Below are 12,994 nucleotides of genomic sequence, written 5' to 3' on the forward strand. Positions count from 1 at the left end.
TTGTTTCCCCGCGCGTCAACCGGTGTTCACGCACCCAGTCCCGTCCCGTGACCATTCACCCGGTCGAGGCGCGCCAGGTCTTCTTCGGACAGCCGCAGCGACGCCGCCGCGATGTTCTCCTCGAGGTGCCCGACGCTCCCGGTGCCCGGGATGGCGAGCACGTTCGGTCCCTGGTGCAAGGTCCAGGCGAGCCGCACCTGGGCCGGGCTCACGCCGTGGTCGTCCGCGACGGCCTGGACGGCCGGGTCCTCGGTGCCGCTGGCGATGGCGAAGAACGGGACGAACGCGATCTTCTGTTCGGCGCACAGGCGGACGAAGTCGTCGTCCTCGCGCCGGGCGGTGAGCCCGTACTGGTTCTGCACGCACACCACCGGCGCGATGGCCTGCGCCTCGGCCAGGTGCTCCGGGCCGACGTTGGAGATGCCCAGGTGCCGGATCAGGCCCTGTTGCTGCAGTTCGGCGAGCGCGCCGAACCGGTCGGCCAGCGAACCGCTGCCGCGGTCCAGGCCGCTGCCGATGCGCAGGTTGACGACGTCGAGGTGGTCGCGGCCGAGCTGGCGGATGTTCTCCTCGACCTGCAGGCGCAGCTGCTCGGGGCGCGCCTCGGGGAGGAACTCGCCGTCCAGGCCGCGGCCGGGACCGACCTTGGTGGTGATCACCAGGTCGTCCGGGTAGGGGTTGAGGGCGGTGCTGATCAGCTCGTTGGCCGATCGCAGCGGGGAGAAGTAGAAGGCGGCCGTGTCGATGTGGTTGACGCCCAGCTCGACGGCCCGGCGCAGGACGGCGATGGCCTGGTCGCGGTCGAGCTTCCCGCCGCCGGAGATGGCGAGCCGCATGGCGCCGTAGCCCATGCGGTTCACGGTGAGATCGCCCAGCTGCCAGGTGCCGGCCGCGCCGGCGTTGATCGTTTCGGTCATGGCTCCAGCCTGGTCCGGTGATCGTGACGGCGCCGCAGGTTGGCAACTTGCTGCCACACTGGTGGACATGGACGTGCTGGTGCGGGGTGAGGCCGAGTTGTTCGCGCGGACGGCCCACCTCTTCTCCTCGGCCCGGGAGGTCTTCTGCGCCGCGAACGACCTGCACACCTGGGCGGCCGCGCACCGGGCGCCGCACGCCGGGCAGGACATGACCGGCAAGAGCGTGCGGAAGCTGTACCGGCCGGCGTCGCTGCTCCAGCCGGGCGGGGTGGCGCACCTGCGTGAGCGGGAGCGGCTGGGCGCGCGGATCCGGATCACGCTGGACGAGATCAACGAGACGATCGTGCTGGACCGGAAGGTGGCGATCCTGGCGGGCGAGATGTCCGGCGGGGAGCGCGGCTACACCGTGGTCACCAGCCCCGAGGTGATCGGCAGCGTGACGAGCCTGTTCAACGCGGCCTGGCGGGCGGGCACCGAGCTGGCGATCTACGACACCGAGTTCCGCGAGGTGCGGGCCCTGGCGCCGCGGATTCTCGACGAGCTGGCGTCCGGCAGCAAGGACGAGGCGGCGGCACGCACGCTCGGGCTGAGCGTGCGCACCTACCGGCGCCGGGTGGCCGAGCTGATGGCCGCACTCGGCGCGACGTCCCGCTTCCAAGCGGGCGCGCGAGCCCGCGAGCTAGGACTGGTCTAGCGCTTCGAGGTGAGCCCGCAGCGCCGCCAGGGTCTCCGCGGGCGACCACAGGTCCGGGTGCAGGATCCCGTTCAGGCTCAGGCCGTCGATCAGCGCGGTGAGCCGCCGCACCTCTGTGTCCGGGTCGTCGAGGTCCAGTGCGGCGAGGATGCGGGCGACCAGCGCCCGCGTGCCGGACGCCGCCTCACGCGCCAGGTCCGCCAGCCGCTCGTCCGTGCGTGAGGCCACCACGAACTCGAGGAACACGGTGACTTCGGCCCGCCGGAGGTCGTCGAGCGGCAGCAGTTCGGCCAGCAGTTCGGTCCGCTTCGCGCGGCGCTCGGACGGGGACAGTCCCGTGACATCACCGAGGGCGTCGACCTTCGCGGTCAGCCGCGCGGACACCCGGTCGATGACCGTCCGCATCGCGAAGCGCATCAGCTCGGCCTGGCCATCGAAGTAGTGCCGCACCGAGCCGACGTTCAGGCCGGCTTCGGCCGCCACCGTCCGCAGCGACACGCCGGGCAGCCCCTCACGCACGGCCAGCCGGAACAGCGCGTCGGCCACCTCCGCCCGCCTGCTCTCCGGATCCACGATCTTCGGCACCTGGCCGTTGTATCACACGTGTGCTAACTTCTATTTGTCACAGGTGGGATATAAAGGAGGGGTAGAGATGGAAACGGTGCTCACCGTGCTGCTGGTCCGGTTCGCGCTGATCGCGGCGGTCGTCGTGGCGATCGCGCTCGTCGTCCTCGCGGTCGTGCTCGTGCTGCACCGGCGCGGCCGGGGCGATCAAGCGCGCCGGGTGGCGCGCACGGCGGCCGAGTTCGCCCAGCGGCGAATCCGGCGCTGAACGCGAAAACGCCGGCTCCCGAGGGGGGAGCCGGCGTTTCGGCGGACTGGAGTCAGCGGCCCTGGTTGGCGACCGCGGCGGCGGCTTCGGCCGCGGCCTCCGGGTCGAGGTAGGTGCCGCCCGGGTTCACCGGCTTGAGGTCCGCGCCCAGGTCGTAGCGCAGCGGGATGCCGGTCGGGATGTTCAGGCCGGCGATGGCGTCGTCGGAGATGCCGTCCAGGTGCTTGACCAGGGCGCGCAGCGAGTTGCCGTGCGCGGCGACCAGCACGGTCTTGCCGGCGCGCAGGTCCGGCACGATCGCCGAGTCCCAGTACGGCAGCAGCCGCGCGACGACGTCCTTGAGGCACTCGGTCAGCGGCGCGTCCGGACCGTAGCGGACGTCGGTGTCCTGGCTGAACTCACTGCCGCGCTCGATCGGCGGCGGCGGCACGTCGTAGGACCGGCGCCAGAGCATGAACTGCTCCTCGCCGAACTCGTCCCGCACCTGCTTCTTGTTCTTGCCCTGGAGCGCGCCGTAGTGCCGCTCGTTGAGGCGCCAGTCGCGGCGCACCGGGATCCAGTGCCGGTCGGCGACGTCGAGCGCGATGTTGGCGGTCGAGATCGCCCGGCGCAGCAGCGACGTGTGGACGACGTCGGGCAGCAGCCCGCTCTCGGCGAGCAGCTCGCCGCCCTTGCGGGCCTCCTGCTGCCCGAGCTCGGACAGGGGCACGTCGACCCAGCCGGTGAACAGGTTCTCGGCGTTCCAGGTGCTCTGCCCGTGGCGGAGCAGCACCAGCGTCCCAAGTTCGGCCATACCCGCTAGCCTGCCAGAACACGCCGAGCGACCGGATGACGCCCGCAGCTTTCTACAGACAGTGTGTTACCACCCAGTAGAGGTTGGCACGACCACTCCTTGACCGGTTGAACACCGCTCATGAAAGTGACACTTGCTGCATACCGTTAACACAGACAGTGAGAATCACTCGAACGGAGTAACCAGTAGTCTTGTGATTACTGGTGGACATCTGACAAGTTGGCTTACGTCCCGCTCGGCTGGAATTCCACGCACTCCCCAGCCGGACGCGGGGTACGACCGCAGCCTGTCTCCCCCCTGCCGGGCTGCGGCCCCGCCGGCCCCGTTGGCACTCCCCCTCGCCACCGGGTCCAGAAGCGGCGGGAGCGTTCGCGGGGCGGCTTGAGTTCGCGACTCCCCCTCCCTCAAGCCGCTCCGCCCGCTCTTCCGCGTGCTCGCTGCGCTCGCCGCCGGCGGGCGTTCGCCCATTGCATTTGGGGGGCGACCCCCCAAACCCCCACGGTGCGAGCTCCTCGCCTTGGCGGGCGCTGGGCGCGATGGGTGTGAACCAGCACCCGCGGTGGTGGCTGGCTGTCAGTCGCCGGTCAGGCTGCCTGGTTCGTGGGGGTTGTCGGGCTCTACCAGGTGTTTGAAGGCTTGCAGGTTCGCCAGGCTTTCGCCGCGGCTCACGCGCCAGTCCCACTCCCGCTTGATGCTCGTCGCGAAGCCCAGTTCGAGGATCGTGTTGAAATCGCCGTCCGCGGCTTCCAGGACCTGGCCCAGGATCTTGTCCAGCTCCTGCTCGGTCACCGCGTCCTTGCCGAACCGGCCCACCAGGTAGATGTCGCCCAGAGCGTCGACCGTGTAGTGGACGCCGTAGAGCTTCGCGTTGCGGCGCAGCAGGAAGCGGTAGACCTGCTCGTGGTTTTCGTCGGGGCGGCGGCAGACGAAGGCCTCCACGGCGAAGGCGTGGTCGCGTTCGATGAGCCAGGCGTTGGTCTGGAGTTTCTTGGTGCCGGGCAGCGTGACGAAGTACTTGCCCTCGGCCTTGCGGTCGTACTTCAGGTCTGCCTGGTCCAGTGATGCCTGGACGACCTTGTCGAGCGTCATACCGCGACCTCCTCGTGCAGCGCGGCCAGCGTGCGCGAAGCCGCCGCGTACGTCTCCAGCAGGGCGTCCGTGGTGCGCGCCCAGGAAAACCGCCGCGCGTGCACCAGCGCGTTCTCCGCCAGCTCCGCCCGCCGGTCCGGCCGCAACGCCACGCTGGCCAGCGCGCCGGCCCAGTCCCGCGCCCCGTGCGAAGGCACCAGCAGCCCGGACACGCCGTGCGCGACCGCCACCGGCAGCCCGCCCACCTCGGCCGCCACCACGGGCGTCCCGCACGCCTGCGCCTCCAGCGCGACCAGGCCGAACGACTCGTTGTAGCTCGGCACCGCCACCACGTCCGCGGCGCGGTACACCTCCGCCAGCCGTTCACCCGGCTGCGGCGGCAGGAACCGCACCACGTCCTGGATACCCAGCGACACCGCCAGCTCACGCAGGGCCTGCGGCTGCTCCAGCCCGGTCCCGGACGGACCGCCCACGACCAGCACGACCAGCCGCTCCCGCAACTCCGGCTGCCGCCGCAGCAGGTGCGCCGCCGCGTGCAGCAGCACGTCCGGCGCCTTCAACGGCTGGATCCGCCCCGCGAAGGCCAGCACCACGGCGTCCCGCGGCAAGCCGAGCCGCCGCCGGGCGCCGGACTGCGAACCGGGCACGAACCGGTTCAGGTCCACCCCCGGCGCCACCGTGTGCACCCGCTCCGGGTCCGCGCCGTAGAGGTCCACCAGCTGACGCGCCTCGACCGGGGTGTTCGCCACCAGCCGGTCGGACTCGGCGACGACCTGCTCCTCGCCGATCACCCGGGTGCGCGGCTCGGGCTTGTCGCCCTCGGCGAGCGCGGCGTTCTTGACCTTCGCCAGCGTGTGCGCGGTGTGGACCAGCGGCACGCCCCACCGGTCCCGCGCGAGCCACCCGACCTGGCCGGACAGCCAGTAGTGCGAGTGGATCAGGTCGTAGTAGCCGGGCTCGTGGAATGCCTCGGTGCGCAGCACGCCCGAGGTGAACGCGCACAGCTGCGCGGGCAGCTCGTCGCGGGAGAGGGGTTCGAAGGGGCCGGCCGGGATGTGCCGCACCAGCACCCCGGGCGCCAGCTCGGCCACCGGCGGCTGCTCGGACGAGGTCGCGCGTGTGAACACCTCGACGGCGATCCCGCGCCGCGCCATCTCGACCGCGGTGTGCGTGATGTAGACGTTCATCCCACCGGCGTCACCGGTGCCGGGCTGCTCCAGGGGTGACGTGTGCACCGACAGCACCGCGACCCTGCGCGGCCAGCTCGTTCGCGTCCGTCGGGATCCGCGCAGCGAGATCGTCACCTGGTTCAACTCCCGTGTCAGTCTCTTTCCGCATCAGGGCGGAGCCCGTGCACGACAACGCGCACGGGCCCCCGACATCTTCCCAGCGGTCGAAAACCGTCACAGGGCGGACTTAGCCTGCCAGGCGCTCCAGCTCACCAGCCAGTCCATGACGTCCGAGGTGACGACCGGCCCCAGCTTCGACCCGCTGATCTCCACGGGGTCGCCGATCAGGGCCGAGTCGAAGTAGTCCTTCGCGTCGGCTTCCAGCAGGTTGACGCAGCCGTGGGAGGTGTTGGCCCGCCCGATGTTGGCCGCGTTGTCCTGGTTTTCGTGGATGAACTCACCGTGGTTGGAGAACCGGCACGCCCACTTCTTGTTGACGTTGGTGTAGCCGTAGCGCGCGTTGTCGAAGATCGCGCTCGGCTCCTTCGTCATGATGATGTAGGTGCCGTTCGGTGTGTTGAGGTTCACGTCCGAGTCCTTGCCGTTGCTACAGGGGTAGCTCTTGTGCAGGGACCCGCCCCGGTACACGTTCATCTTGTGGTCCGGGGTGTGGATCTTCACGACCTGGTTGCGGCCGATCTTGAACTCGGTGGTGACGTCGGCCCGCGGGTAGGCCCCGCCGCCGAGGTCCATCCCGTAGAGCTTCGCCTCGACCTTGACGGTGGTGTTGGCCGGCCAGTACTCCTTCGGCCGCCAGTCCACCTGCTGGTCGGACAGCCAGCCCCAGGAGCCCTCGACCTCGGTGGACGTCTCGATCTTCAGCGCCTGCTCCACCGCGGCCTTGTTCTTCACGGCGCTGGTGAACTTCACGCTCACCGGCATCGCGACGCCCACGGTGACGTCGTCGGCGGGGTTCAGGGTGACGCGCACCGTCGAGGCCGGCTTGAGCGTCGAGAAGCTGCCGGTCAGCGTGACCGGCTTGCCGTCGGTGCCGGTGGCCGAGGCGGTGTAGGTGTAGGTCTTGTCGTAGCCGAGGGACTCGCTGCTGGTCCAGGTGGTCTTGTCGGCGGACAGCTGCCCCTCGACGGCCTTGCCCTCGGGGTTGGTCAGCTTGACCTCGGTGAGCGTGCCCTGCGCGACCTTCACGGTGACGGGCTGCAGCACGGGCACGTTCTTCGCGTCCGGGGCGGGCTCGGCGGTGATGACCGCGGCCGGTGGCGCCTCCGTCGTCGCACCGCCCCCGGTCTGCGCGCCGCCGTCCTCGCCGCCGCTGGTGCACGCCGCGGCCATCGTCGCCGCGCCGGCGGCGAGCGCGGCCTTGAACACCGTGCGCCTCTCGATCACCTGTTACCTCCGCACTAAGCACTTCTCCCGGACGTCAAAGCGACGCCCGGCCCTGCCGCGTTACCGGCCTGTCCCCCGCTGGGAGTATGTGCGGCATGACGACCAAGCGAACCGCAGTGATCACCGGCGCCAGCGCGGGTATCGGCGAGGCGACCGCCCGCGCCCTCGCCGAGGCCGGATTCCACGTCGTGCTCGGGGCTCGGCGCCTCGACCGCCTGGAGAAGCTGGCCGCCGAGTTGTCCGGAACCGCACACGTACTGGACGTCACCGACCCCGGTTCGGTTGCCGCGTTCGTCCAGCGGGTTCCAGAGTGCCACGTTCTCGTCAACAACGCGGGCGGCGCACGCGGCCTGGAGCGCGTCGAGGACGCCGACGAGGACCACTGGCGCTGGATGTGGGAGGTCAACGTCCTGGGCACGCTGCGCATGACGAAGGCGCTGCTGCCGAAGCTGATCGACTCCGGTGACGGCCACGTGGTGACGGTCACCTCGATCGCCGGGCACGAGGTCTACGACGGCGGTTCCGGCTACACGTCGGCGAAGCACGCCCAGTCGGCGCTGCACCGCACGCTGCGCTCGGAGCACCTGGGCGACCCGGTGCGGATCACCGAGATCGTGCCGGGCATGGTCGAGACCGACTTCTCCGCCAACCGCTTCGACGGCGACACCGAGCGCGCCGCGAAGGTCTACCAGGGCCTCACGCCGCTGACCGCGGAGGACGTGGCCGATGTGATCGCCTTCGCGGTTACCCGGCCCGCGCACGTGAACCTCGACACCATCGTCATGAAGCCGCGCGCGCAGCTGAACGGCAGCCGCATCCACCGCGACTGACCGAGTCGACTACAGCGCGCAGTTGATCAGCAGGGGTTCGGGACGCAGCGTGACGCCGAAGCGGGCGTGCACGCCGTCCCGGACCTCGCGCGCCAGCGCCAGGAGGTCCGCCGTGCTCGCGCCGCCCCGGTTGGTCAGGGCCAGCGTGTGCTTGGTGGACAAGGACACCCGCCCGCCCGGCCCCGGGTGGCCCTTGCCGAACCCGGCCCGCTCGATCAGCCAGGCCGCGGACAGCTTCACGCCCCCGTCGGCCGGGTAGCGCGGCATCTCCACGCCCGCCAGCGCCGGCGGGATCTCGGCGACGATCGGGTTGGTGAAGAACGAGCCGGCGCTCCACGTGTCGTGATCGGACGCGTCGAGCACCATGCCCTTGCCCCGGCGCAGTTTCAGCACCGCCTCGCGCGCCTGCGCCGCCGGCACCCGCGCACCCTGCTCGACGCCCAGCGTGCGGGCCAGTTCGGCGTAGCGGATCGGGGCGGACAGCCCGTCGGCCCGCAGGGCGAACCGGACACTGAGGACGATTCCCCAGCTCTCGCCCTTGAGCACGCTCGTGCGGTAGCCGAAGCCCAGCTCGGCCGCGGTCATCGTGCGCACCTCGCCGGTGCGGCGGTCGTAGCACTGGATCGAGGTGAGCAGATCGGCCACCTCGCAGCCGTAGGCGCCGACGTTCTGGATCGGCGTGGCCCCGACCGAACCGGGGATGCCGGACAGGCACTCCAGCCCGCCGAACCCGGCCTCGACGGTCGCCGCGACGAACTCGTCCCAGTTCTGCCCGGCCGCGACCTCGACCTCGTCCCCGTCGACGCGCCAGCCGCTGGTCGCGATCTTGACCACGGTGCCGGGGAAGCCGTCGTCGCCGACGACGAGGTTCGACCCGCCGCCGAGCAGCAGCACCGGGCCCTCGACCGAGCGCACCGCGTTCAGCAGGTCCTCGGTGGTCTCGGTCACCAGGAACGCGCGGGCTGGCCCGCCCAGGCGCAGCGTGGTGTGTTCGGCCAGGGTCGTCTGGGTCGGTGTTTCGAGACGGCTCACGAGGACAAACGGTACTGTCTGGCCCCATGGCATCCCGTATCGAGCACCGCGCGGAGTACTCCCACGGCGTCTCCGAGGTGTTCCGGGCCGAGACGAGCGAGGAGGCGCTGACCGCCCGCCTCGCCGAGATCGGCGGCAAGAACAGCGCCCTGCTCAACCATTCCGCGGACGACAACGGAGCGCGGTTCACGCTGCGCCAGGGCATCGAGGCGGAGAAGCTCCCGCAGATCGTCCGCAAGCTGCAGCCCGGCGACCTCTACGTCGACCGCGAGCACACCTTCACCCGCAGCGGGGACGGCTACACGGGCACCGCGCGGGCGACGGTGAGCGGGATGCCCGGCGAGATCACCGCACGCACCGAGCTGCGTCCCCGGGGCGACGGCACCGTGGCGGAGACCCGCGGTGAGGTCAAGGTCAAGATCCCGCTGGTCGGCGGCAAGCTGGAGAGCTTCGTCGCCGGTGAGCTGACCAAGCTGCTCGCGCGTGAAGCGCAGTTCAGCGCCGAATGGCTGCGTCGCGCCCGGTAGGCGCGCCGACCCGAGGAACCACGAACCCCAACCGCCTGCGCCGCGTCGACCGCTGGCTGGCCGGCACCCTCGAGGTGTCGGCCGCGCTGCGCCGCGCGCCGGACCCGCTCGTCGTGGACCTCGGGTACGGCGCGTCCCCGGTGACCACGGTCGAGCTGGCGGCCCGGCTGCGGCGGGTGCACCCGCGGGTCCGCGTGCTCGGGCTGGAGATCGACCCGGAACGGGTCGCGGTGGCGAAGCCGGCCGCGCGACCACCGGAGCTGGACTTCCGGCAGGGCGGGTTCGAACTGGCCGGCACCCGGCCGAACCTGGTGCGGGCGTTCAACGTGCTGCGGCAGTACCCCGAGGACGAGGTCGCCGGCGCGTGGAAGCTGATCCTGGACGGGCTCGCCCCGGGCGGGCTGCTCGTCGAGGGCACCTGCGACGAGATCGGCCGGCTGTCCACCTGGGTCACGCTGGACGCCGACGGTCCGCGTACACTCACCCTGTCCTGCCACGTGGATTCGCTCGATCAACCGTCCACTTTGGCCGAACGGCTGCCGAAGGCGCTGATCCACCGCAACGTGCCGGGCGAGCGGATCCACGACCTGCTGTCCACACTGGACATCTGCTGGGCGACCGCGGCGCCGCACCAGGCGTTCGGCGCCCGCGCGCGGTGGCTGGAGGCGGTGCGGCTGCTCGCGGCGCGCGGCTGGCCGGTGCTCACCCGGCCGCGGCGGATCCGGCTCGGCGAGCTGACCGTGCCGTGGTCGACGGTGACACCCGAAAGCAGGTAGGGACAACCCCACCGGAGTAGCGGGGGTGGCACGTACGGGCATTCCCCGGGTTGTCCCTGATCTTGCCGTAAGTCCCTGGCTCAGGCGGTGCGCGCGGCGACACGATCGCTTCATGACCGCGACCCTCAGCAGACAGTACGAGGCCGTCATCACGACGGACTCCGAGATCGTCCAGGCGTGCCAGAGACTGCGGCACCGCGTGTTCACCACCGAGTTCGGCGCCGCACCGCACCCCAGCGGCCTGGACACCGACGAGTTCGACGACGTGTGCGAGCACCTCGCCGTCCTCCACGAGGGCGAGGTCGTCGGCACGTACCGGCTGCTGCCCCCGGGACGGTCGCAGCGGCTGTACTCGCAGTCGGAGTTCGACCTGGACGGTCTGGCCCCGCTGCGGCCGCACCTGGTCGAGACCGGCCGCTCGTGCGTGCGCCCGGACCACCGCTCCGGCGGGGTGATCAACCTGATGTGGTCGGCGATGGCGCGTTACGTCGTCGGCCACGGCTACCGCTACCTCGCCGGGTGCGCGTCGGTGTCGCTCGCGGACGGCGGCACCTCGGCGGCCGCGACCTGGGCGCTCGCGCAGGCCAAGCACCGCCCGCCGGGTGAGCTGCGGGTCGAGCCGCACCGCCCGTGGATCCCGCTGCCCCGCACCGAGCGCCCGCCCAGCTACGCCCAGGTGCCCCCGCTTCTGCGCGGCTACCTGCGCCTGGGCGCGTGGGTGTGCGGGCCGCCCGCGCACGACCCGGACTTCGCGGTCGCCGACTTCTTCACCGTGCTGGCGATCGACCAGATCGGCGAGCGCTACCGCAGGTTCTTCCTCGGGGAAAGTTCATGAACCCGTGGGACGTGACTTCACCTTGTACCCCTCGCTGCGTCACCCACCGGCTGCCTGAGGTCAGCACACTGCTGACCGTGCGACGGTGGCTGGCGCTGGGCTCGGTCCTCGCCGGGGTGCGGCGGGGGAACCTGCGACCGCACGCCCGCGGGGTACTCGACGCGCTCGGCATCACGCTGGAGGCGAACACCGATCTGCTGCGGGTGCCGGGCGGCACCGGCACCCTGATCGTGGCGAACCACGTGTCGTGGCTGGACATCGTCGCGATCCTGGCCGTCGACCCGGTGGGGTTCCTGGCCAAGCGCGAGGTGCGCTCGTGGCCGGTCATCGGGTCGCTCGCGCAGGCCTGCGGCACCCGGTTCATCGCCCGCCGCGAGCTGCGGGAACTGCCGGCGGTGGTCGACGGGCTGGCCGACGCGCTCCGCCACGGCGAGTCGGTCGTCGTGTTCCCCGAGGGCACCACGTGGTGCGGCGGGCCGGGCGGGACGTTCCGGCGCGCGGCGTTCCAGGCCGCGCTCGACGCCGGGGCGCCGGTGCGCCCGGTCACCTTCGCCTACTCCCAGGGCGGGCAGCCGAGCACGGTCGCGGCCTTCGTCGGCGACGACGCGCTGCTGCCCTCGCTGAGCCGGGTCGCGCGGGCCCGTGACCTGCGGATCGGGCTGACCGCGCACCCGCCGCTCGACCCCGTCGGCGACCGGCGCGAGCTGGCCGCGCGGGCCCAGGACGCCGTGCGGCACACCCGGATCCCGGCCCATGCTTGAGTTCCTCGACCACTTCGGTGAGCTGCTCCAGGGCACCCTCTCCTCGCCCTGGCTGTGGCTGATCGTGTTCGCGGTGGCCGGGCTGGACGCACTGCTGCCGTTCATGCCGAGCGAGACGACGGTGATCACGGTCGCCGTGCTGCTCGGTCCGGACGTGCCGAGGCTGGCGTTGCTCGCGCTGCTCGCGGCCTCCGGCGCGCTCGCCGGGGACTGCCTGTCGCACGCGGTCGGCCGGGGCGCCGCGCCCGCGCTGACGCGGTGGCTCCGCGGCGGCAAGCAGGACCGGTACGAATGGGCCCGCGGACAGGTGGACCGGCACGCCGGGCTGCTGATCGTGGCCGGCCGGTACCTCCCGGGCGGCCGGGTGGCCAGCGGCCTGGCGACGGGCAGCATGGGCGTGCCGTGGGCGCGGTTCATCGCACTCGACGCGCTGGGGACCGGGATCTGGGCCGTCTACAGCGTGCTCATCGGCGCCATCGGCGGCGCGAGCTTCAACGGTCAGCCGACCAAGGGACTGCTGTTGTCGTTCGGCATCGGCCTGCTGATGGTGGGGGTCATCGAGGTGGTGCGGCGGCTAGGCTCACGGCATGCAGCACGCCGAGTACCTGACGATGATCGAGTCGCAGTCCCAGGCTCTGCGGGCGGCCGCGGTGAAGGCCGGGCCGGAGACGCCGGTGCTGACCTGTCCGAAGTGGACTGTCCAGCGCCTCGTCGGCCACCTGGCGAAGGTCCAGTCGTGGGTCCGGTCCGCGATCGCCGACCCCACCGGGGAGAACGTGCGAGCCGGGCAGCCGCCCGAAGACTGGACTGAGCTGCTGTCCTGGTGGGACGAGCAACTGCACGGGCTGCTCGCCGAGCTGGCCGATCCGACGGCGCCCGCGTGGCTGCCGTGGGCGCGCTACCCGCGGACCACGGGGTCGTGGGCCCGCAGGCAGGCGCACGAGGCGGCGATCCACCGGCTGGACGCCGAGCACGCGCTGGCTCGTAGCGACGACCCGTCCGCGGTCCCGTCGCTGGTCTTCGGCCCGGAGTTCGCGGCGGACGGCATCGACGAGCTGATCGCCTGGATCCTGCCGACACGCGCGAAGTGGGACCAGTTCGCCGTGTCCGGTTCGGTGCTGGTGCACGCCGCCGACGCCGGTCGCATGTGGCGGGTCGTGCTGCACCCCGGTCAGCCCGGCACGATCGATCCGGTGACGGCCGCGTTCGACGCCGACGTCACGGTCGCGGGCACCGCCGACGCGGTGTACCGGCGGGTGTGGGGGCGGCCCAGCCACGCCTCGGTGACCGGTGACGTGCGTCTCCTGGAGCCCCTGGGCGCACCGTGAGCGGGAG

The 12,994-nt window shown here is 71.6% G+C and carries 15 protein-coding genes and 1 pseudogene; 9 read left to right on the forward strand and 7 right to left on the reverse strand.

Annotation, left to right across the window (positions count from 1 at the left end; all coding sequences use genetic code 11):
* Nucleotides 1-26: 26 nt before the first annotated feature.
* Nucleotides 27-917 carry an oxidoreductase gene (locus tag IE290_RS16655; protein WP_191245475.1) on the reverse strand — a complete coding sequence of 297 codons (891 nt, stop codon included), beginning with the start codon at nucleotides 915-917 and terminating at the stop codon, nucleotides 27-29.
* Between the two features lie 67 nt (nucleotides 918-984).
* Here IE290_RS16655 and IE290_RS16660 point away from each other — a divergent pair, with 67 nt between their 5' ends.
* The gene (locus IE290_RS16660) at nucleotides 985-1,611 is read left to right on the forward strand and encodes a helix-turn-helix transcriptional regulator (protein WP_191245476.1); all 627 of its coding nucleotides are present in this window, start codon (nucleotides 985-987) and stop codon (nucleotides 1,609-1,611) included.
* Here the strand turns inward: IE290_RS16660 and IE290_RS16665 are convergent.
* Nucleotides 1,597-2,196 carry a TetR/AcrR family transcriptional regulator gene (locus IE290_RS16665; protein WP_191245477.1) on the reverse strand — a complete coding sequence of 200 codons (600 nt, stop codon included), beginning with the start codon at nucleotides 2,194-2,196 and terminating at the stop codon, nucleotides 1,597-1,599. The two genes, IE290_RS16660 and IE290_RS16665, sit on opposite strands and share 15 nt — an antisense overlap.
* 67 nt (nucleotides 2,197-2,263) lie before the next feature.
* Between IE290_RS16665 and IE290_RS16670 the strand changes: the two genes are divergently transcribed.
* Nucleotides 2,264-2,443, forward strand: coding sequence for a hypothetical protein (locus IE290_RS16670; protein ID WP_167120588.1), 180 nt, complete (start codon nucleotides 2,264-2,266; stop codon nucleotides 2,441-2,443).
* A gap of 52 nt (nucleotides 2,444-2,495) precedes the next feature.
* On the opposite strand, the gene IE290_RS16675 is transcribed toward IE290_RS16670, so the two are convergent.
* The 4 genes from IE290_RS16675 to IE290_RS16690 all read right to left on the reverse strand — a co-directional run bounded on the left by IE290_RS16675 (nucleotide 2,496) and on the right by IE290_RS16690 (nucleotide 6,898).
* Nucleotides 2,496-3,236 carry a phosphoglyceromutase gene (locus IE290_RS16675; protein ID WP_191245478.1) on the reverse strand — a complete coding sequence of 247 codons (741 nt, stop codon included), beginning with the start codon at nucleotides 3,234-3,236 and terminating at the stop codon, nucleotides 2,496-2,498.
* Nucleotides 3,237-3,809: 573 nt separating this feature from the next.
* Nucleotides 3,810-4,325, reverse strand: coding sequence for a type III secretion system chaperone family protein (locus IE290_RS16680; protein WP_191245479.1), 516 nt, complete (start codon nucleotides 4,323-4,325; stop codon nucleotides 3,810-3,812).
* Nucleotides 4,322-5,629: a D-inositol-3-phosphate glycosyltransferase gene (gene mshA / locus IE290_RS16685; RefSeq protein ID WP_373300460.1), complete on the reverse strand. Its 1,308-nt coding sequence runs from the start codon at nucleotides 5,627-5,629 to the stop codon at nucleotides 4,322-4,324. Before mshA ends, IE290_RS16680 begins: the two co-directional genes overlap by 4 nt.
* A gap of 99 nt (nucleotides 5,630-5,728) precedes the next feature.
* Nucleotides 5,729-6,898, reverse strand: a complete 1,170-nt coding sequence (locus tag IE290_RS16690; protein ID WP_191245480.1) for a L,D-transpeptidase — start codon at nucleotides 6,896-6,898, stop codon at nucleotides 5,729-5,731.
* Between the two features lie 95 nt (nucleotides 6,899-6,993).
* Here IE290_RS16690 and IE290_RS16695 point away from each other — a divergent pair, with 95 nt between their 5' ends.
* A complete protein-coding gene (locus IE290_RS16695; RefSeq protein ID WP_191245481.1) occupies nucleotides 6,994-7,728 on the forward strand; it encodes an SDR family oxidoreductase in 735 nt (244 codons plus the stop codon).
* A 9-nt stretch (nucleotides 7,729-7,737) separates the two neighbouring features.
* Here IE290_RS16695 and IE290_RS16700 read toward each other — a convergent pair whose 3' ends face one another.
* Nucleotides 7,738-8,760: a UDP-N-acetylmuramate dehydrogenase gene (locus tag IE290_RS16700; protein ID WP_191245482.1), complete on the reverse strand. Its 1,023-nt coding sequence runs from the start codon at nucleotides 8,758-8,760 to the stop codon at nucleotides 7,738-7,740.
* A 26-nt stretch (nucleotides 8,761-8,786) separates the two neighbouring features.
* Between IE290_RS16700 and IE290_RS16705 the strand changes: the two genes are divergently transcribed.
* From IE290_RS16705 to IE290_RS16730, 6 genes and pseudogenes are all read left to right on the forward strand, one after another.
* Entirely contained in the window at nucleotides 8,787-9,287 is a 501-nt protein-coding gene (locus IE290_RS16705) for a DUF2505 domain-containing protein (RefSeq protein ID WP_191245483.1), read from the forward strand.
* Entirely contained in the window at nucleotides 9,266-10,063 is a 798-nt protein-coding gene (locus tag IE290_RS16710; protein ID WP_191245484.1) for a class I SAM-dependent methyltransferase, read from the forward strand. The genes IE290_RS16705 and IE290_RS16710 overlap by 22 nt, the downstream gene beginning before the upstream one ends.
* Before the next feature lie 112 nt (nucleotides 10,064-10,175).
* Nucleotides 10,176-10,898, forward strand: coding sequence for a GNAT family N-acetyltransferase (locus IE290_RS16715; RefSeq protein WP_191245485.1), 723 nt, complete (start codon nucleotides 10,176-10,178; stop codon nucleotides 10,896-10,898).
* A gap of 77 nt (nucleotides 10,899-10,975) precedes the next feature.
* A complete protein-coding gene (locus tag IE290_RS16720) occupies nucleotides 10,976-11,659 on the forward strand; it encodes a lysophospholipid acyltransferase family protein (protein WP_191245486.1) in 684 nt (227 codons plus the stop codon).
* 103 nt (nucleotides 11,660-11,762) lie between these two features.
* Nucleotides 11,763-12,074 (forward strand): annotated as a pseudogene (locus tag IE290_RS37880) (DedA family protein); the annotation flags it as partial.
* Between the two features lie 196 nt (nucleotides 12,075-12,270).
* On the forward strand, nucleotides 12,271-12,987 hold the full coding sequence (locus IE290_RS16730) for a maleylpyruvate isomerase family mycothiol-dependent enzyme (protein ID WP_191245487.1): 717 nt from the start codon (nucleotides 12,271-12,273) through the stop codon (nucleotides 12,985-12,987).
* Nucleotides 12,988-12,994 lie beyond the last annotated feature (7 nt).

The organism is Amycolatopsis deserti (genome assembly GCF_014653945.1).
Taxonomy (GTDB): Bacteria; Actinomycetota; Actinomycetes; order Mycobacteriales; family Pseudonocardiaceae; genus Amycolatopsis_E; species Amycolatopsis_E deserti.

What these genes read in the sequence shown, in the direction of transcription:
- IE290_RS16655 (WP_191245475.1), bottom strand. Translation starts at nt 917, where the DNA reads ATGACCGAAACGATCAACGCCGGCGCGGCCGGCACCTGGCAGCTGGGC.
- IE290_RS16660 (WP_191245476.1), top strand. Translation starts at nt 985, where the DNA reads ATGGACGTGCTGGTGCGGGGTGAGGCCGAGTTGTTCGCGCGGACGGCC.
- IE290_RS16670 (WP_167120588.1), top strand. Translation starts at nt 2,264, where the DNA reads ATGGAAACGGTGCTCACCGTGCTGCTGGTCCGGTTCGCGCTGATCGCG.
- IE290_RS16675 (WP_191245478.1), bottom strand. Translation starts at nt 3,236, where the DNA reads ATGGCCGAACTTGGGACGCTGGTGCTGCTCCGCCACGGGCAGAGCACC.
- IE290_RS16680 (WP_191245479.1), bottom strand. Translation starts at nt 4,325, where the DNA reads ATGACGCTCGACAAGGTCGTCCAGGCATCACTGGACCAGGCAGACCTG.
- IE290_RS16695 (WP_191245481.1), top strand. Translation starts at nt 6,994, where the DNA reads ATGACGACCAAGCGAACCGCAGTGATCACCGGCGCCAGCGCGGGTATC.
- IE290_RS16705 (WP_191245483.1), top strand. Translation starts at nt 8,787, where the DNA reads ATGGCATCCCGTATCGAGCACCGCGCGGAGTACTCCCACGGCGTCTCC.
- IE290_RS16710 (WP_191245484.1), top strand. Translation starts at nt 9,266, where the DNA reads ATGGCTGCGTCGCGCCCGGTAGGCGCGCCGACCCGAGGAACCACGAAC.
- IE290_RS16715 (WP_191245485.1), top strand. Translation starts at nt 10,176, where the DNA reads ATGACCGCGACCCTCAGCAGACAGTACGAGGCCGTCATCACGACGGAC.
- IE290_RS16730 (WP_191245487.1), top strand. Translation starts at nt 12,271, where the DNA reads ATGATCGAGTCGCAGTCCCAGGCTCTGCGGGCGGCCGCGGTGAAGGCC.